At 60.0% G+C, this 25,419-nt stretch carries 24 protein-coding genes and 2 pseudogenes; 20 read left to right on the forward strand and 6 right to left on the reverse strand.

Annotated features, from left to right (window positions below; genetic code table 11):
- Positions 1 to 4 precede the first annotated feature (4 nt).
- The 19 genes from IVB12_RS32675 to IVB12_RS32765 all read left to right on the forward strand — a co-directional run bounded on the left by IVB12_RS32675 (position 5) and on the right by IVB12_RS32765 (position 20,544).
- Positions 5 to 424, forward strand: a complete 420-nt coding sequence (locus IVB12_RS32675) for a CopG family transcriptional regulator (RefSeq protein WP_247278024.1) — start codon at positions 5 to 7, stop codon at positions 422 to 424.
- 592 nt (positions 425 to 1,016) lie between these two features.
- Positions 1,017 to 1,355, forward strand: a complete 339-nt coding sequence (locus tag IVB12_RS32680; protein ID WP_247305772.1) for a hypothetical protein — start codon at positions 1,017 to 1,019, stop codon at positions 1,353 to 1,355.
- Positions 1,352 to 2,062, forward strand: coding sequence for an SDR family oxidoreductase (locus tag IVB12_RS32685; protein ID WP_247305775.1), 711 nt, complete (start codon positions 1,352 to 1,354; stop codon positions 2,060 to 2,062). The genes IVB12_RS32680 and IVB12_RS32685 overlap by 4 nt, the downstream gene beginning before the upstream one ends.
- Positions 2,063 to 2,072: 10 nt before the next feature.
- Positions 2,073 to 3,074 carry a nitrilase-related carbon-nitrogen hydrolase gene (locus IVB12_RS32690; protein ID WP_247305777.1) on the forward strand — a complete coding sequence of 334 codons (1,002 nt, stop codon included), beginning with the start codon at positions 2,073 to 2,075 and terminating at the stop codon, positions 3,072 to 3,074.
- Positions 3,075 to 3,864: 790 nt separating this feature from the next.
- Positions 3,865 to 4,014, forward strand: coding sequence for a hypothetical protein (locus IVB12_RS32695; protein ID WP_247278021.1), 150 nt, complete (start codon positions 3,865 to 3,867; stop codon positions 4,012 to 4,014).
- 2,075 nt (positions 4,015 to 6,089) lie between these two features.
- Positions 6,090 to 7,337 carry an MFS transporter gene (locus IVB12_RS32700; protein WP_247305827.1) on the forward strand — a complete coding sequence of 416 codons (1,248 nt, stop codon included), beginning with the start codon at positions 6,090 to 6,092 and terminating at the stop codon, positions 7,335 to 7,337.
- A 217-nt stretch (positions 7,338 to 7,554) separates the two neighbouring features.
- Positions 7,555 to 8,769, forward strand: a complete 1,215-nt coding sequence (locus tag IVB12_RS32705) for a TlpA disulfide reductase family protein (protein ID WP_247305780.1) — start codon at positions 7,555 to 7,557, stop codon at positions 8,767 to 8,769.
- Between the two features lie 540 nt (positions 8,770 to 9,309).
- Positions 9,310 to 10,605, forward strand: a complete 1,296-nt coding sequence (gene dctA, locus IVB12_RS32710; protein WP_247305782.1) for a C4-dicarboxylate transporter DctA — start codon at positions 9,310 to 9,312, stop codon at positions 10,603 to 10,605.
- Positions 10,606 to 11,094: 489 nt separating this feature from the next.
- Positions 11,095 to 12,015, forward strand: a complete 921-nt coding sequence (gene trbB, locus IVB12_RS32715; RefSeq protein ID WP_247305784.1) for a P-type conjugative transfer ATPase TrbB — start codon at positions 11,095 to 11,097, stop codon at positions 12,013 to 12,015.
- Between the two features lie 2 nt (positions 12,016 to 12,017).
- The gene (locus IVB12_RS32720) at positions 12,018 to 12,338 is read left to right on the forward strand and encodes a TrbC/VirB2 family protein (protein ID WP_247305829.1); all 321 of its coding nucleotides are present in this window, start codon (positions 12,018 to 12,020) and stop codon (positions 12,336 to 12,338) included.
- Positions 12,338 to 12,601: a VirB3 family type IV secretion system protein gene (locus tag IVB12_RS32725; RefSeq protein WP_247278017.1), complete on the forward strand. Its 264-nt coding sequence runs from the start codon at positions 12,338 to 12,340 to the stop codon at positions 12,599 to 12,601. Before IVB12_RS32720 ends, IVB12_RS32725 begins: the two co-directional genes overlap by 1 nt.
- A gap of 8 nt (positions 12,602 to 12,609) precedes the next feature.
- Positions 12,610 to 15,042: a conjugal transfer protein TrbE gene (trbE, locus tag IVB12_RS32730; RefSeq protein ID WP_247305787.1), complete on the forward strand. Its 2,433-nt coding sequence runs from the start codon at positions 12,610 to 12,612 to the stop codon at positions 15,040 to 15,042.
- Positions 15,042 to 15,776 (forward strand): P-type conjugative transfer protein TrbJ, encoded by a 735-nt coding sequence (gene trbJ / locus IVB12_RS32735; protein ID WP_247305790.1) that lies wholly within the window; start codon positions 15,042 to 15,044, stop codon positions 15,774 to 15,776. The genes trbE and trbJ overlap by 1 nt, the downstream gene beginning before the upstream one ends.
- 2 nt (positions 15,777 to 15,778) lie before the next feature.
- Positions 15,779 to 16,150: a putative entry exclusion protein TrbK-alt gene (gene trbK-alt, locus IVB12_RS32740; RefSeq protein WP_247305793.1), complete on the forward strand. Its 372-nt coding sequence runs from the start codon at positions 15,779 to 15,781 to the stop codon at positions 16,148 to 16,150.
- A 3-nt stretch (positions 16,151 to 16,153) separates the two neighbouring features.
- Positions 16,154 to 17,386 (forward strand): P-type conjugative transfer protein TrbL, encoded by a 1,233-nt coding sequence (gene trbL, locus IVB12_RS32745; protein ID WP_247305796.1) that lies wholly within the window; start codon positions 16,154 to 16,156, stop codon positions 17,384 to 17,386.
- Positions 17,387 to 17,437: 51 nt separating this feature from the next.
- Positions 17,438 to 18,118 carry a conjugal transfer protein TrbF gene (gene trbF / locus IVB12_RS32750; protein ID WP_247305798.1) on the forward strand — a complete coding sequence of 227 codons (681 nt, stop codon included), beginning with the start codon at positions 17,438 to 17,440 and terminating at the stop codon, positions 18,116 to 18,118.
- A gap of 1 nt (position 18,119) precedes the next feature.
- The gene (trbG, locus tag IVB12_RS32755; protein ID WP_247305801.1) at positions 18,120 to 19,094 is read left to right on the forward strand and encodes a P-type conjugative transfer protein TrbG; all 975 of its coding nucleotides are present in this window, start codon (positions 18,120 to 18,122) and stop codon (positions 19,092 to 19,094) included.
- The gene (locus IVB12_RS32760) at positions 19,091 to 20,296 is read left to right on the forward strand and encodes a TrbI/VirB10 family protein (protein WP_247305804.1); all 1,206 of its coding nucleotides are present in this window, start codon (positions 19,091 to 19,093) and stop codon (positions 20,294 to 20,296) included. Before trbG ends, IVB12_RS32760 begins: the two co-directional genes overlap by 4 nt.
- Positions 20,297 to 20,301: 5 nt before the next feature.
- Positions 20,302 to 20,544, forward strand: a complete 243-nt coding sequence (locus tag IVB12_RS32765) for a DUF2274 domain-containing protein (RefSeq protein WP_247305831.1) — start codon at positions 20,302 to 20,304, stop codon at positions 20,542 to 20,544.
- 306 nt (positions 20,545 to 20,850) lie between these two features.
- On the opposite strand, the pseudogene IVB12_RS32770 reads toward IVB12_RS32765, so the two are convergent.
- The 3 genes and pseudogenes from IVB12_RS32770 to IVB12_RS32780 form a co-directional block, all read right to left on the reverse strand.
- Positions 20,851 to 21,223: pseudogene (locus IVB12_RS32770) on the reverse strand (acyl-homoserine-lactone synthase); the annotation flags it as partial.
- Positions 21,224 to 21,366: 143 nt separating this feature from the next.
- Complete coding sequence (locus tag IVB12_RS32775) at positions 21,367 to 21,549, reverse strand: helix-turn-helix domain-containing protein (RefSeq protein ID WP_247305833.1); 183 nt, start codon at positions 21,547 to 21,549, stop codon at positions 21,367 to 21,369.
- A 145-nt stretch (positions 21,550 to 21,694) separates the two neighbouring features.
- Positions 21,695 to 21,826 carry an autoinducer binding domain-containing protein gene (locus IVB12_RS32780; RefSeq protein ID WP_247305808.1) on the reverse strand — a complete coding sequence of 44 codons (132 nt, stop codon included), beginning with the start codon at positions 21,824 to 21,826 and terminating at the stop codon, positions 21,695 to 21,697.
- Positions 21,827 to 22,385: 559 nt separating this feature from the next.
- Here IVB12_RS32780 and ald point away from each other — a divergent pair.
- Positions 22,386 to 23,498, forward strand: a complete 1,113-nt coding sequence (gene ald / locus IVB12_RS32785; protein WP_247305810.1) for an alanine dehydrogenase — start codon at positions 22,386 to 22,388, stop codon at positions 23,496 to 23,498.
- Between the two features lie 420 nt (positions 23,499 to 23,918).
- On the opposite strand, the gene IVB12_RS32790 is transcribed toward ald, so the two are convergent.
- From IVB12_RS32790 to IVB12_RS32800, 3 genes and pseudogenes are all read right to left on the reverse strand, one after another.
- On the reverse strand, positions 23,919 to 24,050 hold the full coding sequence (locus IVB12_RS32790) for an MFS transporter (protein WP_247305813.1): 132 nt from the start codon (positions 24,048 to 24,050) through the stop codon (positions 23,919 to 23,921).
- 440 nt (positions 24,051 to 24,490) lie between these two features.
- Positions 24,491 to 24,977: pseudogene (locus tag IVB12_RS32795) on the reverse strand (aldehyde dehydrogenase family protein); the annotation flags it as partial.
- Positions 24,978 to 24,980: 3 nt separating this feature from the next.
- Positions 24,981 to 25,304, reverse strand: coding sequence for a hypothetical protein (locus tag IVB12_RS32800; protein WP_247305815.1), 324 nt, complete (start codon positions 25,302 to 25,304; stop codon positions 24,981 to 24,983).
- Positions 25,305 to 25,419: the final 115 nt, after the last annotated feature.

Here is a 25,419-nt window from a genome sequence, read left to right on the forward strand (position 1 = left end):
ATCGGTGAAAAAGATTCAGCTCAGTGTCTACCTTGATCCGGAGACATTCAGAACCCTTGATGTCTTCGCGGAGCGTCGTGGCCAACCCAAGTCGCTGGTCGCAGAGGCCGCGATCACGTCATTTCTTTCGCCTGACGATTCCGACCGACGCGAGGCGGCTATTGCCAAGCGGCTGGATCGGACCGCACGGCTGCTCGAGCGTCTCGAACGCAATGGCAACATCACGCTCGAGACGCTCGCCCTGTTCATTCGCTTCTGGTTGACATCGGTGCCGGCATTACCAGAACAATCCAGTCCAGCCGCTCGCGCCAAAGGCGCCGAACGTTATGATCGATTCGTTGAAGCGCTTGGCCGAAGGCTTTCCAGCGGATCAACCGTTCTGAAAGAGGTGAGCTTCGATTCGAACCCCGCAATTCCAGAGTAAGCGGGCGGGCGATGCAGGACTACAAGGGAATTTGCGAGGGTGCTCGCGCCGAGTACATTTCGGCCGCAAACAACGATAGAGCCAAATCGAACGGAGCGAGCGCGTTAGATCGGTCCCGACGGCAGATATCTGAAGGTAGCAGGCCGCATGACATGAATGCTGAAATCTGAAGCGAGTTGAGACTTGCCCGGTCTCCATCGAGCTGCCGCTCACTGGAGTAACGCTGCTTGCTTGACAAGCGGAAGCCTTCCAGAGTTTCGGAAGGTCTTCTGAATAGTTGGCCTACCAGTTTTAGCGAATTGCATCGCAGGTCCTCTGTGTTAGCAATCCACGTTGTAAGGTCTTACTATGCGAACATCCTGTCGAAAAATGCGAGAACTTGCACTGCCCCACACTTCAGCAAGCTGGTGCGACGGTATCGTTTACGTCAGATTGCGATCGGGCAACGCCTGAGATCGTCTGCAATATGTTTCCACAATTCCAAAGGAACGGAACTAAATCGTCCCCTTTCGATGGAAGGGACAGCTGCGCCACGAGAAGCCCATTGGCTTGGAGCCGTTTGAATGAGGCCCAATTCCCCCGGATGGCGACGATGGCCAAGCATCCTCACACCAAATCCAATCTGATCCGCTCTCTCGCCTCACGACAAGGCGGCGTTACACAAGCAGAGTTGCGCAAGGCCACGGGATGGAAGCTTGTCCCGATGCCCCTGATCGCCAAGCGGTGCAAGATGAAGCTGATTACCAAACGTGAGAAAGGCAACGTCACTCGCAAGAATGGTAAGATCGCCAGCAAGAGCGGCCACTTCGCCACGTACTACATGATGGCGCATGATTCGACTACGGCAGTAGCCGACGCGACTACCGACACAGTAGGTAGAAAGTCTTATCCCTCAACGCATAACCCAAGCGATGCGGAAAACGCGTCATGAGCCACAGTCCTGCAGGGCATTGCGCAGCTATCTGGACAGCGAGGCTTGGCTATTGCCGCTTTTCGCGCTGGCTATCCCGCTTCCAAGGAATGCGCGAAACTATTATAGCCCATTTCGATGCCAATGCCGAAATCGCGAAACCCGGCTCGCTCGCGGAAACAACGCAGCAGAGCTTTGACGTCTTAAGCGTCAATTTCCCTAGACCCTATTTCAACGTCCACAACGCGTTGCCTCGCGCGCGCAATCTAAACGCGATCGGCTTCACGGCTTCTTTGTCCGATCAGGTCGGAATCGCGGGAACATCGGCCGTATCCGCATCCAAGGCCGCACTGTGCAACTTGACGCGAGCGCTTGGCGACCAACTGATCCGCCGAAGCGTTCACGTAAACGCCGAGAGCTCGGGCGTCATTGAAACCCCGCTGTTTAGGAAAATCGGCATTTCCGAGGTCAGCGTGCAAGACCGCGGATCGGTCCTGCTCGAGCAGATAGCCGCGAAACACTTCGGCAAGCCACGGAAGATCGCGGCGCGTGAGCTTCCTCGCTTTCTGCGACGCATCCTACATCACCGGCATCGACGCGCCTGTCGATGGCAGACGCACACAGCCCTGAATCCGACAAGCCTTGCCGCTGTGCTCGAAGAGCCTCCCGTGACAGTCATCTGTCGTCCTCTACACCAGTCCAGTGCAGCGCTCGAATACTCACAATGAGAAGAAGAGAATGAGAAACATCGTCAAGGCAGCCGCCGTACAGATCAGCCCCGTGTTGTACAGCCGAGAGGGGACAGTCGAGAAGATCACCAAAAAGATTCGCGAATTGGGCAAGAAGGGGGTGCGTTTCGCCACGTTCCCCGAGACCATCATTCCCTACTACCCGTATTTCTCGTTCGTCCAGCCGCCCTTCACGCTTGCCAATGAGCATCAGAGGCTGCTTGAGCAATCCCTTACGGTACCCTCTGCGGAGACGCATGCGATCGGCGATGCCGCCAAGGACGCCCAAATGGTCGTTTCAGTCGGCGCCAACGAGCGGGACGGAGGATCAATCTACAACACTCAACTCCTGTTCGATGCGGACGGCACGCTGATCCAGCGTCGCCGCAAGATCACCCCTACCTATCATGAGCGGATGGTGTGGGGCCAGGGCGACGGTGCCGGCCTTCGCGCCGTAGACAGCGCGGTTGGCCGGATCGGCCAGCTTGCGTGCTGGGAACATTATCTCCCGCTGGCCAGATACGCCTTAATTGCCGATGGCGAGCAGATCCACTCCGCGATGTACCCCGGTTCGATCTTCGGCCCCCTCTTCTCCCAGCAAACGGAAGTGAGCACCCGACAGCATGCCCTTGAGTCGGCCTGCTTCGTCGTCAGCGCAACCGCATGGCTCAACGCCGACCAACAAGCCCAAATTGCCAACGACACGGGCGCTGCTATCGCACCGATTTCGGGCGGTTGCTTCACCGCTATCGTTGCCCCCGATGGTCAATTGATAGGCGAGCCCCTGAAGGAAGGTGAAGGAGATGTGATTGCAGATCTCGACTTCATCGAAATCGACGGGCGCAAGAGAGTGATGGACGCAAGCGGTCACTACAGTCGCCCTGAACTGATCAGCCTCCTGATTGACCGGACACCTTCTTCGCACGTCCATGAACGGATTATTCCCCCCAGGAGCGTGGCGACTCCCGGCCTTCACCGCGAGGCCCGCGCTCTGACGCCGCTTGAGAGTTAATGGTCCTGCCCGCCAGGGCCGGAGGAGATTGGTGCATCCCGCTTCGACCCGAACGGCCGGAGATACAGGTAGAAGGAACTAGTTTGCAGCAGGGCCATGCGGGCCGCTCGCATGATCCAGACCGATTCTCTATTGGAGAAATGCCCAGCTGCGGAGCCTCGCCGAGGCCTTCAGCCTACAGCGCACCTCGTCACTGCAGCGGCAAGTACGCTTCAGGTGTTCGAACTGTTACGCTGACCGCCGCATCGCCCATCCTTGCAGCGCCCCGCCTCGAGATCTGGATGTTGCCTCAATGAGGATCCGCTCATATCGCAAAGGCCACATCGTCAGCTCGAGACGCTCGTCACGGCAGGTCTTTCCGAGTGGCGTCCAACGGCGGGGGAGATCAGGTCCAGGCAATCCTCGCCGGGGAAGCTGGCGAAGGTGAACGCGGAGTCAAGCGACGGTGAGTTGTATGCAAGGGCATCCAGCATTCTGCGCAACACGAGCCCCATTCGGGGTAGGAATTCCATGGAGGACGATAAAACCAGATTACTTGCCGAGAAGGTGCCCACTCTTGCGCTCAACGATGCGGAGCCAGCCGCGCGGCTTGAGCGCTGGGCCAAAGAATACGCAAAATGGTGTCCTCGACCCAGCCTCCAGACGCGATGAAGATTCATAACTGCCGCCGCACGGTGCTCCAGGAGGCGCCGGCACGCTCTCAGTAAACAACCGCAGTTTCAGGGCGCAGTATCCAGCCCTATGCTGGCCGGATGGAGCAAAGAGTACTTTTCAGGTGCCCACGCCGGGCATGAACGTGCAGCACCTGCTGACGGCACTGGAGCAGATCGGTCCCGACACTCATCTGCCGGTCGTTTGTCTGGCATGCTCCTCGGTCCATTTCGTGAATGCCTACACCGGCAAGCTGCTCGGCGGCCGCAGTGCTTCCGAAGTGCGGTGAGGGCGGTCGACTGGTGAGATCCGGGGGCTCACTCCGGCTTGGGTGCGCATCCTTTCCCGATGTAGTTCGTGTACCGTCCCTGGAAAATCCAGCGCCCTGGAGCGGTGATGTTTGCTGCCGCTGCCGGCGGTCTTCGTCAAGCCTCGCCGGCATCGGAGATGGCGCTCACGGCTGGCACGGTGCGGGGCAGCGGTAGCGTGCGTTGAAGATTGCGGCTGGCCGACGAAGGCTTGCCGAGCTTGGCATCGTATTTCGCGGGCAGCACCAGAAGCCGCTTTCGCGTGAACGGGTCGGCCTTACCGGCCAGATCGCGCGCCCGCTATGCAAAGCTGTAGAACTCAACATCCATGGTGTGCCCCAACTCAACGCTACCAGGATGCACTTAAGTACATCGGCCGCTCCGACGTCAAGGCGGGCGAGCAGTGGCCTTGCGCGGAATGTGCTGCGACGTGCTGTAACAGCCGATCTGGCGCGAGTAAGCTCGCTGTCGGCAGGGACAATTCACATGGCAGTCCTCCATCAGATGCGGAAGCAACGCCCGGCGTGCGGAGGGAGCGATGGATCTCCTGGCTGGCGAGGACGGGCACAACGAGCGCTACGTCTGCCGTAGCGAGGGGGACCCGCTACGCGATTTAGCCGCCTGCCAGTGCGGCCGACCATTCCCCTAAGGCCCCGAGAAGTGAGTGGTCGCACCGGGCCAGCAGATACGTTTCAACGGCCGTGAGCTGGGCTGGACGCGCGGCACGCGAACGGTTGTAAGTCCTATCGCACGCTGGTGATGCATGCCGGAAATCGGTGAGGCGCAGGTGTATTGTGGTCGCGCGCATGAGCTGGTGCGCTTCTTATGAGGCGCCTCACCCCATAGGGAACAACGCCGGTGCGTCCGCGGGGGTCGTTCGCGACGTCGGGGGCGCGAGGGCGATGTCTAGATTGCGCCTGCGCCTCTTTTTTGGATCGGTGACTTTTTCGATTTCAAGTAAGGGTGCACGCACCGTCCGCGAAATCGCTCGTCTGTCGGCGACCTGACAGTCTAGAGGGACAAGAGGCTACGAGACGTCTGGCGCTGGTCTTTGAGAGTCCGCCGTTTCTTTCTTTCGGTACGCCAGACTGCGACCAGAATGTCCCCGCGGTTGAAGCGGCATGCGGTCTCGACGCTTTTGTCGTGCGTCATCGCAGCGCGATTCATCCGTTCGACCGAACATACAAACCACGCGCGTGCAAGCGCGGGCGGTGTGCAGTCGCAGAGAGAAGGAAGCTGGAGTATGCAGATTAGCGGCGAGCGCCGGGGAGAACCGACCTCAAGTCGGAATGAAGCTGAGGTAGACGCGCAGCCGAGTCCAAGCGATGCTCAGCAGACCAGAAAGATACCGATTCAACTTTCTGAGTGCATTTTTCAGCGACTCCAAGCCGCGACTGAGCGCGCTGGTATGGGCAAGAGCGTCGCCATCGAGGCGGCTCTTGAGCGCTTCCTGGATCCGGCGCCGCCTATAGAGGGCCTTGTTTTCGAGGCGATCGAGCGAACGAATGAGCAGGTGCTCAGTCTGCGGACGGACATCGCGATGATCGCGGAAATAGTGGCTCTCCATGTGCGATACCACCTCACGCTGACGCCGCCGATGCCGCCATCCAAGCAGGACGAGGCGTGCGTACTCGGGCTCGAGCGCTTCAAGGCGTTTGCCGAGCAGGTCGATCGTCGCGTACGGTTTGGCCGCCCCTTGCTGCAGGAGGCAATTGATCGCTCGGGAAATTCCAGCCGATCCGGGTCTGAAATGGGAGGCGGAGCGTCACGCGCCGTTCGACGAGCGCCAGCTGAAGAAGAACCCCACTGTGTGGCCGTCGTAGGTGAAAACTCAGAGGCGTGTGCTGTCGCCGAGGAGGGCGGCAGCAATATCAACTTTCGACAGCTGCCAACGCCTTGTGTTAAAGCCAGTGGCCGCGTTCCGAGCAACACGCGCAGCGATGCCGCTGGGCTGATATCAGGCGAGAAGCCGGTCAACCGGGGTTGGAGCTGGCGGATCATCTCTTGCGTGTTCCTTCCCTTTGCCGCGGGATATTATCTTTCCTACCTGTTTCGGATGATCAACACGCTAATTTGTGGCCGCCTCGCGTCTGAATTGGAGCTTGGTACGGCCGATTTGGGGCTGTTGGGCTCGATCTACTTTCTGGTCGTTACCGGCAGCCAGATTCCGATGGGCATGCTCTTGGATCGCTTCGGTCCGCGCCGAGTCCAGGGTGCGCTCTTGCTGCTGGCTGCAGCAGGCGCTGCGCTTTTCGGATTATCGAGTGGATTTCTGTCGCTTCTGGTTGCTCGCGCGATGATAGCATTTGGCACCGCAGCTTCCCTCATGTCTGGCCTGAAAACAGTCGTGCTCTGGTTTCCGAGAGAGCGCGTGGCGCTCATCAACGGCTGTATGATCATGCTGGGTGCACTGGGCGCGGTAACGGCAACCGCACCAGCCGAGGCATTGCTTAATTGGATAGGCTGGCGCGGTCTATTTGAGCTGCTTGCCGCATCCAGTGCCTCCGCGGCCGCTTCGATCTATTTTTTGGTTCCAGAGCATGAGGCAACTGCGAAGAGCCCTCCAGGAACGGTCAGCCTGAAGACCGTCTATACGGATGGGCGGTTCTGGAGAATTGCGCCGATTTCTTCAACATGTATTGGGTCCGCGTGGGCCCTGCAGTCCTTGTGGGCAGCGTCCTGGCTGAACGATGTGGAAGGGTTGGATCGAACAAGCCTTGTCACACAATTGCTCGTCATGGCGATAGCCCTAAGCATTGGCGCATTGCTGCTCGGCGTGGTCGCCGATTCGCTGCGTCGGCATGGCAAGAACATTGAAACGTTGCTCGCAATCATAGCTGCTGTGTTCATTGCAGCCGAACTCGCGCTGATATTGCATCCGCCATTTCCGTCGCTACCGTCGTGGATCATTGTGGCGGTGGTCGGATCAGCAATCGTGCTCAGCTACGCGATCATCGGAGATTACTTTCCGGCCCAACTGATCGCGCGCGCGAACGGCGTGCTCAACGTTCTGCATTTCGGGTGGGCTTTCCTCGTCCAGTACGGGACGGGGTTAATTCTCGCGCAATGGCCGGCAAAGGACGGACACTACCCCTCAATCGCGTATCAGACGGCGTTCAGTATCAATGTTGTGCTGCAGCTGGTCGCCCTGGTCTGGTTCATCGCCCCTCGGCTCAAAGAGTTGATTTGGAAATCTGAGATCGCCCTCAAGCGCAAGTCGACGGGCCAAAGCAGGTCAGTTCACGTCATTATCCCGATCGCCGAAATGGTTATCCTGAAAACCGATCAAGATGTGGAGTGGTGAAGTCGGCCCTCTGCCTGACCCGCCTCGCCGGTCTACAGGCGCGTCAAGAACGTCCGGCCGACTGATTGCCTGAGAAGCTCCAAACAGCTGGTCGGATATGCGACATGCGTCACAAGGTCGACAGGAAAGATACGAAAAATGCGTAATATCAATGAGCGCTGGCTGGCATGCGACTTGCTGTTGTTTTCCGCAGAGCCAGGTAAAGCGAATTTGAGCAATGACCAGTGTGACTGAGAGCGCAAGTCAAGTCGGTGCGGAGAATGTGCTGAGAGTCGGTTCGCCGGCTCCCTCCATCAAAGTTGAGGACTGGCTACGTGGCCAGCCCGTTACAACGTTCGAACCTGGGAAAGTATACATTATCGAGTTTTGGGCGACGTGGTGCGGACCATGTATCGCCTCGATGCAGAATTTGGTGATCCTGCAAAGCAAATACAGGAGCAGCGGAGTTGAGGTGGTGGGCATCGCGGCTCACGAACAAGCTTCGACGGCAGATGAAGCGCGAGCCAGCTTGGACGCTTGGTTGACGAAGAGCTTGCCAAATCTGAACTTCGCGATCGCATTCGACTACGCCGGCGAAATGAACAAGCTTTGGATGGATCCCAGCTTTTCTGTCGGGATTCCCTCGTCATTCGTGATCGATCGTGACGGCCGCTTCGCCTTTATCGGCCATCCGACGCAATTCGATAACGCGTTGCCCAAAGTTCTTGACGGCTCCTGGGCAGTGAGCGACGAAGCCCAAGCCCTGGATGCGGAGAGGATAACCAAGGGTCGACGCAGAAAGCGCGAACTATCGCAGAAGCGAGCGCTGGTGGAGCCGATCTTTGCCAGACTTGAAGCCGCCATGAACAGTAAGGATTGGGCGGCAGCCCTTTCAGGGGTTGAGGAGGCACTCGCTGCGATGCCGGACGATGTCACCTTTCGTGGGCTTCATGCGGAATTGTTGCTTCACAAGATACGCGACATGCGGGCCGGCCTGGCGGTATTGCGCCAATTGGTTCGCGATGCGATCGACAAGAAATCCGTGGTTTGGATGAGCGTGGCCATCCGCCAGCTCTTCGACCCCGCGAAAGACTACTCCGGTTTTCCACATGCCGAGCGCTTTGCCATGGGCAAGGACCTCTCCGAACACATCCTGGCGGCGAATCCGCCCCAAGGCAGCGAGGGCGCGAAGTTTCTCTCGTACGGGGCGGTCGCTCGGTACTATTACGAGACCGGTAACAGGGATCGCGCGATCGAATTGGTCGAGGTGGCGCTGAAATGGCTGGATGCAGCGCCTGCCTCGGATGTAGCGAAACGGGATCTCGTGCAGTGCTCACTCCAGGCCTTGGCGAGCTACAGGAGTGAGAAGCTCTGTTACGAGGAGTGTTGTTCGACACCGCAAAACACAGCTCCCGAAAAGCCGCAACTGGGATCGCCAAGGGAGGCAGCGTGAGCAATGCTGCTGGCCATGTCTTCTCGGCCCTTGTGGTTTTGCGATCGACGTCGATGCCTTTGGGGATGTCGGGGCATTCACCTGAGGTGAGGATAGGATGAGTGAGGGGTGAACGCAGGCGAGCCGCACCACCACAACTTCTCTACGATGAATGTTTCTTCAACGTACGTCGCGATCCGGTGCGATAGCGGCGAGAATGCCTGTCCAGGTGAAGAGTGGTCGCGGGCTGCTAAAGGTGGCGTCTTATAAGATGCTGGTGGCATCTTCGAACAACCAAAAAAGATTGAAATGGGTGGTGACGTTGATGCATTCCAACTCTCAAGGAAGCTTTCTTAAGTTTTTATGGCTGGTTTCAGAAGGGATTCAGCACTTCGTTTCGCGTTGGCCACAAGCCCATTCGGGAGAGGCGGCAAACCCTGGCAACGGACGGGGTCGTTTAAAGCGGTCAGTGCCCTGTGCGCGCCGCGCTAAGGTAACACTGAGCGAAGCCGTGCCTTCATTGTCACCCCTCTTTGGTACCACGGCGCCGGGTCGAGCGTGATGCACAATAACCGCCAGCGCCGCTCTGTCAAAGCCGCCGCCCTGTTCCAGCCATCCGGCCCCTGGTACAATGTTCTTTATGTCCAGGTACTCATCGCGATCCTGATTGGCGTTCTCGTTGGCTGGTTGTGGCCTGCTGTGGGAACGAACAGCTGGGTCAAAGCGCTTGGCGACGGATTCATCAAGCTGATCAAAATGGTGATCGCGCCGATCATCTTCTGCACTGTTGTGTCCGGCATTGCGCATGTTCAGGATGCACGAAAGGTCGGCCGAGTCGGCGTCAAGGCGCTGCTTTACTTCGAGATCGTTTCAACCTTCGCGCTGATCCTGGGTCTCGTGATGGGCAATCTCGTTCAGGCCGGCCATGGGCTGGCTCCCAGGGCTGATGCCGCGGCGGTAGCCAACTACGTCAAAAGAGCGGAAGGGCAGAAGGCGGTCGATTTCCTCCTTAATATTATTCCGGATAGCGTAGTTGGCGCTCTGGCCCGAGGCGACGTGCTACAGGTGCTGCTGTTTGCCATCCTATTCGGGTTCTCGCTGATGGCGCTTGGCGAGCGGGGTGAGCGGATGCGCAGTCTGGTCGACGATGCTGCACACGCGGTGTTTGGTGTCATTAGGATCGTGATGAAGGCAGCGCCAATCGGGGCGTTCGGCGCCATGGCCTACACTATCGGCGAATTCGGACCGTCCGCGCTCGGTAAACTCATCGGCTTGGTTGCGCTGTTCTACGTGACAGCCGGGCTCTTCGTGATCATTGTGCTTGGTCTGGTTGCGCACTTGGTCGGTTTTTCTATTCTAAAGTTCATCGTTTACATCAAGGATGAGCTGCTGATCGTCCTCGGAACGTCGTCGTCCGAAAGCGCGCTGCCGCAGTTGATGGAAAAACTCGAACGGCTGGGCTGTTCCAAGCCGGTCGTTGGCCTGGTGGTGCCGACAGGATACTCTTTCAATTTGGATGGGACGAACATTTACATGACGTTGGCGACCTTGTTCATCGCGCAGGCGCTCGGGGTCGATCTCGACTTCGGCCAGCAGCTCACGATACTGGTTGTGGCGATGCTCACCTCGAAGGGCGCAAGTGGTGTTACCGGTGCCGGGTTCGTCACACTGGCCGCAACATTGACCGTGGTCAGTCCTGACCTCGTCCCGGGCATTGCGATCGTATTCTCGATCGACAAGTTCATGAGCGAGGTGCGCGCGCTTACCAACATTATCGGAAACGGTATTGCCGCGGTGTTTGTGTCGTGGTGGGAAGGTGAACTCGACCATGTCTCGCTACACGCGCAGCTCAAGTAGACCTGCGATCTCAGCTCGGCCATTGCGGACTAGAAATCACTCTTTGAATGTCTGCATTCTGGGGGGCAATCGTCGTGCAGTACAGGGCCAGCCTGATTCCAGGGGGAATGGTGCAGGGTCATTACGCTCACGGTGGTGCACCAGACCAGCGTCGGCATTGGTACCTGCGGCAGCCCGCCGGCTGATGTGGTTCATTATCCCGGGTTTGAGCGTCCTCCAAAAGCGGGAGCTCAATCGTGCCTACGCGCGGCAGCGACAGTGGTCGATTTCTCGCCTCGCCGTCGAGGGGTCGGCGCGTCAAGCCGGCGCTCTTTTCAAATGTTCCTTTTTCTACGCTAGACTTCGAACGGCATATTCCCTTTGTTGCGGTAAGACACGACCTATCTTTTATTTGCCTTCAGATGAGGGCGCCGAAGCGGCCTCAGCAGCTTGGGGCAAATCGTGGCGATCCATTCTTTTGATTCAGAAGCGAACTTGCGCGGAGCGCGTATGCTGCGTACCGCGTTGGGGCCCGCCATCGCATGGTTTTTGGAAGATCCGGCAATCGTCGAGGTGATGCTCAATCCCGACGGCCGACTGTGGATCGACCGACTGTCGAGCGGCCTTACGGATACAGGCAAGAATATATCCCCTTCTGACGGAGAGCGAATCATCCGCGTGGTAGCTCACTACGTGGGTGCCGAGGTTCATCCCGGGAGCCCACGGATTTCTGCCGAGCTGCCCGAGACGGGGGAGCGATTCGAGGGGCTGCTGCCGCCGGTCGTGGCCGCGCCAACATTTGCGATCCGAAAGCCGGCGGTCGCCGTGTTCAGCCTCGAGGATTACGTCGCAGTCGGCATTATGACGCCGGATCAGGCCGGTGCATTGAGGGATGCAGTTTGCGCGCGCAAGAACATTCTGGTCGCCGGCGGCACCTCGACCGGCAAGACGACACTGACCAATGCCCTTCTCGCCGAGGTGGCTAAAACGACTGACCGTGTCGTTCTCATCGAAGATACGCGCGAGCTTCAGTGCTTGGCGCCAAACCTCGTGGCGCTCCGCACGAAGGATGGCTTGATCTCGCTCTCCGACCTGGTCCGTTCGTCGCTTCGTCTGCGCCCCGATCGAATTCCCATTGGTGAGGTGCGCGGAGCCGAGGCGCTCGATTTGCTCAAGGCCTGGAGCACCGGACATCCGGGCGGAATCGGCACGATCCATGCCGGAACGGCGCTCGGGGCGCTACGCCGACTCGAGCAGCTAGTCCAGGAAGCTGTCGTCACAGTCCCCCGGCCGCTTATCGCCGAAACAATCAACGTAATCGCGGTGCTCAGCGGCCGCGGCGCCGAACGCCGCTTGAGCGAGCTCGCCCGCGTTACCGGCTTAGAAGCATCAGGTGATTACAGCCTTTCTGCAATTGGAGACCGATCATGACGATGCCTTCATCTCTCCGGCGCGCCAGCATTCCGGCCACGGCAATTGTGACCCTTTGGCTGAGCAGTATCCCGGCGGGCGCCGCTGGCTCAAATATGCCGTGGGAGCAACCGCTCAACCAGATTTTGCAATCGGTCGAGGGTCCCGTCGCCAAGATTATTGCGGTCATCATCATCATTGTGACCGGGCTCTCGCTCGCATTTGGCGACACGTCTGGTGGCTTTCGTCGCCTGGTTCAGATCGTGTTCGGTCTGTCCATCGCCTTTGCGGCATCAAGCTTCTTTCTGTCTTTCTTCTCCTTCGGCGGCGGCGTGGTGATCTAATGGAGGAGCCTGTCGCAGGCTTTATCGCGCCCGTGCATCGTGCGCTCACCGAGCCTATCCTGATGGGCGGTGCGCCGCGCGCCGTGGCGATCGCCAATGGCACGTTAGCGGCGGCACTCGGTCTTGGGCTGCGCCTGTGGGTTGCCGGCCTTCTCCTCTGGTTCGTCGGCCACATGGCCGCCATCTGGGCCGCAAAACGCGATCCCGATTTCGTGGAAGTCGTGCGCCGGCACGTCCGTATTCCAAGCCACCTCAGGTCCTAGAGTTGCCTATGATGAATCTTGCCGAATATCGCCGTTCAAACACGCGCCTTGCCGACTTCCTGCCTTGGGCGGCCCTGGTCGACGAGGGCGTCATTCTCAATAAGGATGGATCCTTTCAGCGAACGGCCCGGTTCAGAGGGCCGGATCTCGACAGCTCAGTGCCGGCCGAGCTTGTTGCTGTCGCAGGCCGCCTCAACAATGCGCTCCGTCGCCTCGGATCGGGGTGGGCCGTCTTCGTCGAGGCGCAACGGCATTCGGCAGGACGCTATCCGCCGGATACATTCCCGGACGTCGCCTCGGCGCTGGTGGATGCGGAGCGGAAAGCGCAATTCGAGGAGGCCGGCAGCCACTATGAGTCGAGCTACTATCTGACTTTCCTCTATCTGCCTCCGGCAGAGAGTGCGGCCGTGGCGGAGCGCCTGCTGTACGAGGGCAGCCATCGCGCTGCGGGAGCGGATGCGCGCGAGGTACTTGCCGGCTTTGTCGACCGGTCCGGCCGCGTCCTGCAGATCGTCGAGGGTTTCATGCCGGAATGTGGCTGGCTCGATGACGAGCAAACGCTGACCTACCTGCATTCGACGGTCTCGACCAAACGGCATCGCGTACGCGTGCCAGAAATTCCGATGTATCTCGATGCGTTGCTTGCCGATCAATCCCTGACAGGAGGTCTCGAGCCCATGCTGGGCGAGGCGCATCTGCGCGTTCTGACGCTCGTGGGCTTTCCGACCGCGACCACGCCCGGAATTCTCGACGACCTGAACCGGCTGGCATTCCCGTATCGCTGGTCCACGCGGGCGATCATGCTCGACAAGACAGATGCCACAAAGCTCCTCACCAGGATCAGGCGGCAATGGTTTGCCAAGCGCAAGTCGATCGCGGCGATCCTGAAGGAGGTGATGACGAACGAGGCCTCCGCGCTTCTGGATACCGATGCCCACAACAAGGCGATGGACGCCGACAGTGCGCTCCAGGAATTGGGCTCGGATCAGATCGCACAGGTCTTCGTTACGGCAACGGTCACGGTCTGGGACGGGGATCCTCGCGCAGCCGACGAAAAGCTCCGCCTCGCCGAAAAGGTCGTCCAAGGCCGCGACTTCACCTGCATGGCCGAGACGGTCAATGCCGTCGAAGCCTGGCTCGGCAGCCTGCCGGGACAAACTTACGCAAACGTCCGCCAGCCGCCGGTCTCGACCCTGAACCTCGCCCATATGATCCCGCAATCTGCCGTATGGGCCGGAGAGGTGAGGGATCACCACCTCAACGCGCCCCCATTGTTCTTCGGTAAGACTGAGGGTTCCACGCCATTCCGGTTTTCGCTGCATGTCGGAGATGTCGGCCACACCATGGTCATCGGGCCGACGGGCGCCGGTAAGTCGGTGCTGCTCGCGCTCATGGCGCTGCAGTTCCGCCGCTATCGCGAGGCGCAGATCTTTGCGTTCGACTTCGGAGGCTCGATCCGCGCATCGGCCATCGCCACGGGGGGCGACTGGCATGATCTCGGCGGCGCCCTGGAATCCTCAGAATTCGTCTCGCTCCAGCCGCTTGCAGGCATCGACGATGTCGGCGAGCGAGGCTGGGCATCCGACTGGATCGCATCGATCCTGACGCGCGAGCGGATCGAAGTCACCCCTGAGACCAAGGATCATGTCTGGTCGGCGTTGACCTCACTCGCCTCGGCACCAGTTAAGGAGCGGACTCTGACTGGGTTCTCCGTTCTTCTGCAGTCCAACGCTCTCAAGCGCGCGCTGCAGCCCTACTGCCTCGGTGGTCCATACGCCCTGTTGCTCGACGGCGAATATGAACGGCTGGGTGAAGCCTCCGTCCAGGTGTTCGAGACCGACGGATTGATTGGGACCTCTGTCGCGCCCGCAGTTCTGGCCTATCTGTTTCACCGGATCGAGGACCGCTTTGACGGCCGTCCGACACTGCTCATCATCGACGAAGGCTGGCTTGCGCTCGATGACGCCGATTTTGCCGGCAAGCTCCGCGAGTGGCTCAAAACCCTCCGCAAAAAGAACGCCTCGGTCGTGTTTGCGACCCAATCGCTTGCCGATATCGATGGCTCCAAAATCGCGCCTGCCATCATCGAGAGCTGCCCGACCCGCATCCTTTTGCCAAACGATCGCGCCATCGAGCCGCAGATCAAGGCGATTTACCGTCGCTTTGGGCTGAACGACCGGCAGATCGAGATCCTCGCCCGCGCCACTCCGAAGCGGGACTACTACTGCCAATCGCGCCGCGGCAACCGCCTGTTCGAGCTCGGACTTGGCGAAATCGCGCTCGCCTTCGCGGCCGCCTCGTCCAAAGCCGACCAGGCTTTGATTGATCGGGTGCTTGCCGAGCACGGAAGGGACGAGTTCGTCACCGGCTGGCTCAAGGCGCGCGACCTCGGCTGGGCCTGCAATCTCATTCCGCAGTTCGCCAAACAAGGAGCGCTCTGATGAGCTGTATCCGCCCGCTTCTGGCAGCAAGTATCATCGCCATGACCATGATCCAAGCGCCCCGCGAAGCGAAGGCGCAGTGGATCGTGTTCGATCCCAACAACTACGTTCAGAATGTGCTGACGGCCGCGCGTGAGCTGCAGCAGATCAACAATCAGATCACTTCGATCCAGAACCAAGCGCAGATGCTGATCAATCAGGCGAAGAACCTGGCGAGCCTGCCTTATTCATCCTTGCAACAGCTCGAGAAGTCGATTCAACGCACCCAGCAGCTACTCTCGCAGGCGCAGCGGATTGCCTACGACGTCCAGCAGATCGATCGCGCGTTTTCCACCACCTATGCGCCGGCATCGGCGAGCATGTCCGATGGGCTCCTGGTCGCAAATGCCCAAACACGCTGGCAGAACTCAGTTGCCGGGCTGCAGGACGCCATGAGGGTCCAAGCGAGCGTTGTCGGCAATCTCGACGCCAACCGCATCCAGATGTCCGCCCTCGTGACGGCGAGCCAGGGCGCAGCGGGTGCGCTCCAGGCAAGTCAGGCCGGCAACCAGCTCCTTGCGCTGCAAGCCCAGCAGCTTGCGGACCTTACGGCGACTGTTGCCGCGCAAGGTCGCGCACAGACGCTCGAATCCGCCCAACGGGCTGCAGCGCAGGAGCAGGGTAGGGAGCAGCTGCGGCGCTTTCTCAATCCGGGCCAAAACTATCAACCGACAACCGTGCAGATGTTCCACTGATCATGAAAATACGATTTGAACGACTACCTGTCGCGGCAGCAGCTGGTCTTGCTGTCCTGTTGGTTGCCGCCTGCGCCATTCGCCTGCGCACCGACGAGAGCGCGACCCAGTCTTCCGTCTCTCTAGCCTCAAAACCGGATTTGACCGCAGCAAAGCTCGAGCAATGCCGTACCGTCACCTACGAGCAGAAAGACGCTCTGCCTGAATGCCAGAAGATCTGGGCCGAGCAGCGCAATCAGTTCTTAGGCGGAAGCAGGTCAATTGATGGTTCGCATAGCCGGACCGGCGCGGCGCCATTCCCCTCTCCAGTCCCGCGTAAAGACGAAGGTCGCCTCCCGTCCGGCTTTCCCTCCATTCCGAGCCAAAGCGAGTGAGCCATGGGCGGCACGGGCGTCATCGACCAGTTTCTGGAAGCTTTCACCCGCTACATCGATTCCGGATTCGGTCTGGTCGGGGGCGAAGTCGGATATGTCGCCACAACGCTGGCTGCAATCGACATCACCCTGGCTGGCCTGTTCTGGTCATTCGGAACGGACGAGGACATCATCGCCCGGCTGGTCAAGAAAACCTTGTTTGTCGGCGTCTTTGCTTACCTGATTGGCAATTGGAATAACCTCGCCCGGATCGTCTTCGAAAGTTTTGCGGGGTTAGGTCTGAAAGCCTCAGGGACAAGCCTTTCGTCAGCAGATTTCCTAAGGCCGGGCCGCATTGCGCAGGTAGGCCTTGATGCAGGCCGGCCAATCCTGGACTCCATCTCTGGGCTGATGGGCTATGTCAGCTTCTTTGAGAATTTCGTGCAAATCGTGGTCCTGCTGTTTGCTTGGACCGTGGTGCTGCTCGCGTTCTTTATCCTGGCGATCCAGCTGTTCGTGACCCTCATCGAATTCAAGCTGACGACACTTGCCGGGTTCGTCCTGATCCCCTTCGGCCTGTTCGGCAAGACCGCTTTTGCGGCTGAACGGGTGCTGGGCAATGTCATCTCATCGGGGGTCAAGGTTCTGGTCCTTGCCGTCATCGTGGGCATCGGGTCGACCTTGTTCTCGCAGTTCACGAGCGGCTTTGGCGGCAACCAGCCGACCATCGAGAATGCGATGGCACTTGTCCTGGGCGCGCTCGCCCTCTTGGGCCTTGGCATCTTCGGCCCCGGTATCGCCAATGGCATCGTCTCCGGAGGTCCGCAGCTTGGCGCAGGCACCGCCGTCGGCACGGGCCTCGCTGCCGGTGGGGTGATCGCGGCAGGAGCTGGCGCTGCCGCCGGCGCTGCAGGTCTTGCCGCCGGCGCGATTGCGGGCTCGCTGCGCGGTGGAAGCGCGATTGCAAGTGGCGCGACGAACATGTTGCGGGCGGGAAGCTCCGGCGTCGAGGCGAGCGCGCCAGGCGCGGCAAGTCCCTTGCGTTCGCTCGCAGCCGGCCTTGGGCGAGCGACTGGTCATGTCGGTCAGGAGGAGGGGGGCTCCTCGGCCGCCCCCGACAGCCCGCCAGCCTGGGTTCGGCGTATGAAGCGTGCGCAGACCATCCAACAGGGAGCATCAGCGGCCACGCACGCGGTTCGGTCAGGCGATCACGGCGGGAGCGGCGCATCGGTGGACCTCTCACAAGACAATCGCTGAGTTCGCTGTCTCTCCAAAATCCATTTCCAACCATGCCTTGAGGTCAGACAAATGTTCAAACGATCGGCCGTTCACTATGGCCGCACGCCGGAGCCGGTCACGCCCTATCAACGCGCAGCTCAAGTCTGGGATGACCGCATTGGTGCAGCACGAGTCCAGGCCAAGAACTGGCGGCTCATGGCATTCGGCTGCCTGTTCCTCTCCGCGGGCTTTGCTGGAGCTCTGGTCTGGCAATCAGCCCATGGCACGATCACGCCCTGGGTGGTTGAGGTCGATCAATTGGGTGAAGCGAAAGCACTTGCCCCTGCAAATGCTGCCTACCAGCCGACGGACCCTCAAATAGCGTTTCACCTGGCGCGCTTCATCGAGCACGTCCGCGGCTTGCCGATGGACGCGATTGTCCTCCGCGAGAACTGGCTGCGTGCCTACGACTTCACGACCGATCGCGGCGCCGCCGCGCTCAACGACTATGCCCGCAACAACGACCCCTTCGCTAAGCTCGGAAAGTCTCAAATCGCGATCGAGGTCTCGAGCGTCATCCGAGCCTCGCCTGAGAGCTTTCGCCTCGCCTGGATCGAGCGCCGCTACGATAACGGCCAACTTGCCGCAACGGAACGGTGGACTGCCATCCTTACCATCGTCGTGGAAATGCCTCGCGATCTGGATCGCCTACGCAAAAATCCCCTTGGCATCTACGTCAGCGCTATCAATTGGTCAAAGGAGCTCGGCTAACATGCCGTCAGGTCTTGTTTTTGTGTCACGAAAAGCGCGGCCGTGCTTGCCTCTGGCTCTTCTGGTCTGTGTCTCGACGCTCGGCGGCTGCACGACCTTCAGGCCCCCGCAAATCAGCTACGACAACGAGCTCCCGCCGGCACCGGACTTGCCGGCGCTTGCCGATGATCGCCCGCGACCGCTACATGTGCCACCGACCTGGAAGGCTGCACGAGGCGGCAAGAGCGCGGAGGCCGAGGAGCCTGTCGAGCGCATCGAAACCGCAAATGACGCTGCACGCGTGCAGCCTCGCAAAGCCGGCTACTACAATGCGGTGCAAGTGTTTTCCTATAGTCCGGGCGCGCTCTACCAGATCTATGCCGCGCCGGGGCAAATTACGGACATTGCGCTCGAGCCCGGTGAGCAGCTGATCGGCTCAGGACCGCTCGCCGCAGGCGATACCGTCCGCTGGGTGGTCGGCGACACCGAGAGTGGCAGCGGCGTCGCCCGCCGCGTTCACATCATGGTCAAGCCAACCCGTCCCTCGATCGAGACCAACCTCGTCGTCAATACTGATCGCCGGACTTACCTGATCGAGCTTCGCGCCAACGAAAAGCCCTATATGCCCTCGGTCGCCTGGTTCTATCCGCCGGATCCTGGCGGGCGAGCTCAAGCTTTACCGCCGGCACCCTTTATTCCGGACCTGCCGGCGCGCCGCTACCGCTACGCCATTGAGGGCGACAGCCCGCCTTGGCGTCCCGTCAACGCTTATGATGACGGCCGAAAAACCTACATTGAATTCTCCCCCGGCGTCAGTCAGGGCGAGATGCCGCCGCTCTTCGTGATCGGGCCCGACGGCAAAACCGAGATCGTCAACTACCGCGCTTACGGAAATGTGCTGATTGTTGACCGGCTGTTCGCGGCCGCGGAACTGAGGCTGGGGGAGGAGCACCAGCAGAAGGTCAGGATCGTGCGAACCGACGGGAGGTCGCTTTGAACGGTACGGACCAGGCGATCGATACACCAAAGGAAGCGCTTCGGGGCAAGCCGCCGGAAGAGATTGCCGAAACCCTGCGGCTCCGGCCGGATCAGCCAAAAGTTGCGCGCCTCTCGCGGAAAGTCCTTATCGGCGGCAGCGCCCTTGTGCTCGCGCTGATCACTGGCGCGGTGCTCTGGGCGCTGCACGAGAAACGGTCAGGTACTTCAGCACCCGAGGAGCTTTACGCGACTGACCACCATAACGTCGCCGATCAGCTCGCGACCTTACCGAAGGATTACACCGAGATCCCGAAGGACGTGCCGCGCCTGGGGCCGCCTTTGCCCGGTGATCTCGGTCGGCCGATCGTCGCAGCACAGGGATCTTCGACATCCAGCTCGCTCGGTATTGATGCCGAACAGCAGCGTGTCAATCAGGAGAGCGAGGCGGCACGGACCAGCAAGGTATTTGCCAGCACCAATGTCCGGCCACAAGCCCCCGCCACTTCATCGAGCGAAGCCCGTTCGAGCGGCGTGCCATCATCCGACGAAGCATTTGCTCAGAATGGCCAAGACCGAAAGCTTGCGTTCGTCAGTGCAACGGTCGATCGTCGGACGACAAGCTCCGATCGCCTTGTGAGGCCGGCTTCGCCTTTTGTCGTTCAGGCCGGAACGGTCATTCCGGCCGCTCTCATCACAGGAATCCGCTCCGACCTGCCTGGCCAGATCACGGCGCAAGTCACAGAGTCGGTGTACGATTCTCCTACCGGGCGAGCTCGCCTTATCCCCCAGGGAGCAAAGCTGATCGGGAGCTACGATAGCCAGGTCGCATTTGGGCAGTCGCGCGTGCTCCTGGTCTGGACGCGCCTTATCATGCCGAATGGGAGGTCGATTGTTCTGGAACGGCAGCCCGGTGCAGATGCGGCAGGCTTCTCTGGTCTTGAGGACGAGGTCGACAATCATTGGAAGGAACTGTTGGGGGCGGCCGCTCTTTCGACGCTGCTTTCCGTCGGCACGGAGGTGAATTCCGGGGCGGATAACGGCAATACCAACAACGATCTCATTGCCGCCCTCCGCCGTGGAGCTGGGGATTCGATCAATCAAACAGGCCAGCAGGTTGTCCGCCGCAATCTCAACATACAGCCGACTTTGACGATCCGTCCGGGATTTCCGGTGCGGGTGATCGTCAACCGTGACCTGATGCTCGAACCGTATAGAGGCTGAGGACGATGACAAAGCTTAAGATCGGAGTAATCGAAGACGACAAGCCGATCAAGATTACGCATGAACTGCCCGCGAGCGTGCACAGGGATCTCGTGGCATATGCCCAGATCCTTGCACAGGAGACCGCTCAGCCGATCGGAGATCCGGCCAAGCTTATCGCGCCCATGCTGGCCCGGTTCATGGCGGCCGACAGGAGCTTCCGGAAAGCGCGCCGCGCGCGTCAGCGACCGATCGAAGGCGAGGAATAGCGCTCGGAGAGGCGAATTTGGCGGACCTTGTCTACCGAAAGCTGCGCAATGGCGCGGGTGCGAGCCGATTCGAGTTTTCTGCCTATCGGCACGCCGGCAATGAGACCCGGCCCTGCAGGATTCCTGATGTTGCTCGTCAGTCACGGCATCATCAAAAGGCTGATCAGCATGAAGACAGGAATAAGCCTCGTGCTCGAGTCCGACATAGGTGCTGCCGCTGACCTCGACGGTCCAATCCAGGCGTTGCTCGAAAACGCGGTAGCGCAGCCGGTGCATCTCGGCGAGATCGTGGACGAATTCCCCGAGTTTTCCCACCCTGCCAAGGGGCCATCCGGCCCGGCGAAGAATGCGCTCCATGCGGGCGTCGGTCACAGCGACGATTTCGATCAATTCAATAGAAAGGCCGAATTCAATCATACCCGCAAACAGCTCGTAACTGGCAGCAGCAAGTCCGCCGCTCGCCTTCGGCGCATCCGCGGGAACATCGAGCGCGAATCGGCTGCTCCCCCAGATCCGATCGCTTCGTGGCGCCGGCGGCCGTCCAGCAGGATCGGGAAGATGTCCCCCAGCATGGTTGGACCGGTCGAAGGCAAAAGCCGGACGCAACCTTGAATACGTCCGGCTCCCGAGCGGTTCAGTAGATCCACCGCTCAAGGACGTCAAACTTGTCGACTTCCATGTACTCCGGCGTGATGAGCTGCATCATTTTTGCCTCCCTGCTTCGTTTCGGCAACTAAGCAGAAGGCCTAGGCAAGCGCATCCTGTGCAGTTCCACAGGTGTTTATGGAAGGCCGGTGTTTCATTTTCGAGATTTTGACTCGGTCAACCGCACGATCGCTTGACGAAGCGAGCTGACACCAGCTTTGCACGGGCGTTGTCCAGGTGAAATCCCGCGGTTGGCTCTGCAATGCCGAGAATGATCCCGATCTCCCCAGCCGATTTACCGCGCGCGGACCATTCGAGACACTGGTACTCGCGAGGAGACAGCACCACGCCGCCGATCATGCGATCAATCGTCCAGAAGCGTTTTGCATGCTCATGTAAAAACGTTGCGATTAATCGCAGGCTCTGGGCGTGCTCGACAAGCGCGCGCTCGAAACCAGTTCGACGCTCGTCCCTTGCAAAGCTCAGCGCGGCGATTGCGCCCTTGTCATCGTGGATAGAATGTAAACCTGCAGCAAATCCCAAATTTTTCGGCTTCTTCGAACAAAGCGCGTTCGGACTCCGACCGATTTCGCGCCTCAAATCCAAGCCCCCATCGAAAGGGATTAGGCTGGCGCATTGCCCGACGCACCCCGGATCGACGGATTCGTAGCCACGCTGCAGATAGATGGCGGTCCACGAGGGGATATGTCGAGATCACGTTGGGAGCACTGCCCGGCTCATGGGAAGAGTTAGATATGCGAAGCACGACAGCTTGAGCGCAGCGGCGACCTCAGCCATGCTCTGCTGAGCTGCGTCCTGATGCGTGCTTTCGGTCAATCGTTCCGCAAACCTTTGAAAAACCCGATCCATCTTTGATGAACCCGCGGGTCACCCTCGCAAGCGCCACTCGTCTTAGCGAATCGAGCATCGTTGCGAATGAGGCAAACAACGAAGAAGTCGATCCAGTCCGGCGTAGATCAATCCTGATCACGAATGCCCGGTTTAGCGCCGGGGCCGCATCAGGTCTTGCCACCCTGTGGTAGCATCCCTGCCAACTCGGCGGTCTTCGGTCGTCTGTTCGAAATCCTGCAAGCAGGCGGGGCAGATCGCCGGATTACTGCGCTATTTGGCTTCTCGCCTCGCAGGTTTGTACTGCTCTTCCGATTACAACGAACTGCTCACCAAGGAGATTGCAAATGAAGGTCGGTATTCTCAAGGAAATTAAGACGCACGAATACCGCGTCGGCCTGACGCCTGGGGCCGTCCGCGAATACGTTGCAGCTGGCCACAGCGTATTGGTCGAGAGCAACGCCGGCGCCGGGATTGGCGCGACAGATGATAACTACCGCAAGGCTGGCGCGACGATTGCGACCTCTGCTCGCGAGGTATTCGCGTCGAGCGAAATGATCGTGAAAGTCAAAGAGCCACAGCCCTCCGAATGGACGCAGCTTCGAGAAAACCAGATCCTCTTCACTTATCTGCATTTGGCTCCGGATCCGGACCAGGCGAAGGGCCTCATGAAGTCTGGCTGCACCGCAATTGCCTATGAAACTGTGACCGACGCGCACGGTGGCCTTCCACTGCTTGCCCCTATGAGCGAGGTTGCGGGAAGACTTGCGATTGAAGCCGCGGGTGCGGCGCTGAAGCGGTACGCGGGCGGGCGGGGACTGCTGATCGGCGGGGTACCGGGCGTGCCACCCGCTCGCATTGTGGTGATTGGCGGGGGCGTTGTCGGCACTCACGCTGCACGGATGGCGGCAGGCTTGGGTGCTGAGGTCACGATCCTCGACCGTTCGATTCCCAGGCTTCGCGAACTGGATGAGCTGTTCGAAGGGCGAGTACGTACCAGATTCTCGACGATTGAGGCCGTTGAAGAAGAGGTATTTGCGGCGGATGTTGTCATTGGTGCCGTCCTCGTTCCTGGCGCGAGCGCGCCGAAACTGGTCAGCCGCGGTATGTTGAGTTCGATGCGCAAAGGCTCCGTGATCGTGGACGTAGCGATCGATCAGGGCGGATGTTTCGAGACATCGCGGGCCACGACACATGCCGATCCAACCTATGAGGTGGATGGCGTTATCCACTATTGTGTCGCAAACATGCCGGGAGCTGTGCCGCTCACCTCAAGCCAGGCACTCAACAACGCTACGCTGCCTTTTGGTTTGGCTCTCGCCAGTAAAGGATTTGCAGCTGTGCTCGAAAATCCGCATCTGCGCGCAGGCCTAAATGTCTATCGGGGCCGGCTAACCTATAAGGCTGTCGCCGAGAGCCTTGGTCTTCCCTTCTCGCCGATCGAACAGGCCGCGGCCTGATCCTAGAGGTCCCCTACGGGACGTTTCGTCGCAGACTTGGGCCGCTCATCAGAGTGGCCCTTTTTGTGTGCCGAGTATGAGCGACAGCTCGGAGATGGAAGTCCTCTACCCAACTTGATTGACGGCGAAGGCTTAGCCAAGCGCAAGGGCGTCAACGTGCCCGAGGTCTTTGAATGCGGGTGCGATGGAACGGACGACAGCTAGTGCCTGCGCCGCGCGCTCAACCAGCAGCTAGAGCTCACTCGCGGCGCGGTCGAACACATTATTTTTCCAGCGTACCGACCCAAGCGGACGCTCCAGCATACGACGGATACGCAGGGGCTCAGGCCCGATATGAAAAGCCATGGCATTCTCGCCTAATGCGCGCTCCGACTGGTCCAGCGGTTGCGGTGGCGCAAATATCGAGTCATGTCGGCCAGTCTAGCACTCGGTCCACAGCTCGGGGGCGGCGATATCACGCGCAATTGACCAACCATCGGCGCCGTTGCGTTGCCGGTAGAGCTGCACGTCCTGCATGAGGTTGTGGAACGCTCGCTCATTTTCTGAGGCCACGCGATAGTCGAGCTCAATTACCAGTGGGCCGTTCCGGTGGTCAGCGTGAGCCGCACCTTAGGATCGCAAGAATGTCGGCGTCATCCCGCGCTCGGTGATGGCCGGCATGCGCAGCCAGCGCCCAAGCAGCGGCAAGAGCAGCATCAGTCCGGCAGAGACGAGCAGCGTGATGTCGAAAGCGATGGCATCGGTGAGGCGCCCTCAGCCCAAACTGCCAACTGCGAGGCCCCCAGAGAACGCAACCTACCAAGCCGCAACGGATTGGCCCGCAACCCAGCGCGGGGCGTAGAGCTGCACGCCAATGTCGAATAGCGTCCACGTCCATACGGCGCCCGCCAAAACCAGAGCTGCGGCTGTCAAGAGCGAATTATGAAACTGAGCACAACCGTCGCGATCGCGCCGCTCATGGACAGTGTGCAGGCACGAACCGCAGCCTTGCGGATCTTTATCGCCGCGACCTTGAGAGCCTGCACGAATCCTTATAGATGCCTGCCTGTGCGTAGAGGCGGTTGGCGCAGACGCAGGTCTAGCCCATGTTGCGGTATTTGGAGACGATGGCGCCTTCGATGGCGGCATCGATATCGGGTCGTCGAACACCACGCAAGGCGCCTTACCGCCCAGCTCGAGACCGAGCTTCTTCAGGCCGACGGTAGAGGATCTTGCCGACCTCGCTCGAGCCGCCGAAGCCGACAAAGGGGACGCCCGCGTGCTCGCACAAACCTTCGCCGATCGGTCGCGGATCTCCGGTGATGACGTTGAAGACACCTTTGGGCACGCCGGCCTTCTCAGCGAGGGACGCGGGCGCAAGCGCCGAGAGCGGCGTCATGCTGGTTGGCTTCAGCACCACCGTGCAGCCTGCGGCGGGCGCGCCGGCCATACTTTGCGGGTGATCATCGAATTGGGGAAGTTCCACGGCGTGATGGCGCCGCGTCAGCTCTCCGACGTGTGGCAAGGCTTTCGCCCGCCCTCCATGAGCGCCTCGTCGTCCTCGCCGAGGAGCTTAACCACCCCGAGCGTCGCGCTCAAGCTATGGAGGGTATCGGAGCGCATGTGGGAGAGTTTGCGCTCGGGTTCCATGAGCGCCTCGTCGTCCTCACCGAGGGGCTTGACGACCCCGAGCACCCGTGAGGCTCGCCAGGGCTTGGGCGCGATGTATGAGTCGAGGGGCTCTCCAAGAGAGCCCACTCGCGTCGACGTGCATCTTGGCAGCAAGACGTCGAGGCCGATGGGACCGTCGCATTCGGCGGCGCCCATTCCTTTCCCACGTACGTGAAGATAGAGGCTCGCAATCTCCAGAACAAATAGATGTTCGTTATGAAGCAATATCTCTTGCCTATGGCTGCTACAAGAACCGCAGATCCGTCGCACC

It is taken from the genome of Bradyrhizobium sp. 179 (assembly GCF_023073535.1).
Lineage (GTDB): Bacteria > Pseudomonadota > Alphaproteobacteria > Rhizobiales > Xanthobacteraceae > Bradyrhizobium.

Coding starts and splice junctions, on each gene's coding strand:
- IVB12_RS32720 (WP_247305829.1), top strand. CDS start 12,018: ATGCCTTCATCTCTCCGGCGCGCCAGCATTCCGGCCACGGCAATTGTG.
- IVB12_RS32690 (WP_247305777.1), top strand. CDS start 2,073: ATGAGAAACATCGTCAAGGCAGCCGCCGTACAGATCAGCCCCGTGTTG.
- IVB12_RS32775 (WP_247305833.1), bottom strand. CDS start 21,549: ATGATCGGCGGCGTGGTGCTGTCTCCTCGCGAGTACCAGTGTCTCGAA.
- trbF (WP_247305798.1), top strand. CDS start 17,438: ATGTTCAAACGATCGGCCGTTCACTATGGCCGCACGCCGGAGCCGGTC.
- trbJ (WP_247305790.1), top strand. CDS start 15,042: ATGAGCTGTATCCGCCCGCTTCTGGCAGCAAGTATCATCGCCATGACC.
- IVB12_RS32800 (WP_247305815.1), bottom strand. CDS start 25,304: ATGGGCGCCGCCGAATGCGACGGTCCCATCGGCCTCGACGTCTTGCTG.
- ald (WP_247305810.1), top strand. CDS start 22,386: ATGAAGGTCGGTATTCTCAAGGAAATTAAGACGCACGAATACCGCGTC.
- dctA (WP_247305782.1), top strand. CDS start 9,310: ATGCACAATAACCGCCAGCGCCGCTCTGTCAAAGCCGCCGCCCTGTTC.
- IVB12_RS32685 (WP_247305775.1), top strand. CDS start 1,352: ATGAGCCACAGTCCTGCAGGGCATTGCGCAGCTATCTGGACAGCGAGG.
- trbK-alt (WP_247305793.1), top strand. CDS start 15,779: ATGAAAATACGATTTGAACGACTACCTGTCGCGGCAGCAGCTGGTCTT.
- IVB12_RS32695 (WP_247278021.1), top strand. CDS start 3,865: ATGAACGTGCAGCACCTGCTGACGGCACTGGAGCAGATCGGTCCCGAC.
- trbL (WP_247305796.1), top strand. CDS start 16,154: ATGGGCGGCACGGGCGTCATCGACCAGTTTCTGGAAGCTTTCACCCGC.
- IVB12_RS32680 (WP_247305772.1), top strand. CDS start 1,017: ATGGCCAAGCATCCTCACACCAAATCCAATCTGATCCGCTCTCTCGCC.
- trbG (WP_247305801.1), top strand. CDS start 18,120: ATGCCGTCAGGTCTTGTTTTTGTGTCACGAAAAGCGCGGCCGTGCTTG.
- IVB12_RS32765 (WP_247305831.1), top strand. CDS start 20,302: ATGACAAAGCTTAAGATCGGAGTAATCGAAGACGACAAGCCGATCAAG.
- IVB12_RS32705 (WP_247305780.1), top strand. CDS start 7,555: ATGACCAGTGTGACTGAGAGCGCAAGTCAAGTCGGTGCGGAGAATGTG.
- trbB (WP_247305784.1), top strand. CDS start 11,095: ATGCTGCGTACCGCGTTGGGGCCCGCCATCGCATGGTTTTTGGAAGAT.
- IVB12_RS32700 (WP_247305827.1), top strand. CDS start 6,090: ATGATCAACACGCTAATTTGTGGCCGCCTCGCGTCTGAATTGGAGCTT.
- trbE (WP_247305787.1), top strand. CDS start 12,610: ATGATGAATCTTGCCGAATATCGCCGTTCAAACACGCGCCTTGCCGAC.
- IVB12_RS32725 (WP_247278017.1), top strand. CDS start 12,338: ATGGAGGAGCCTGTCGCAGGCTTTATCGCGCCCGTGCATCGTGCGCTC.
- IVB12_RS32780 (WP_247305808.1), bottom strand. CDS start 21,826: ATGCGCCAGCCTAATCCCTTTCGATGGGGGCTTGGATTTGAGGCGCGA.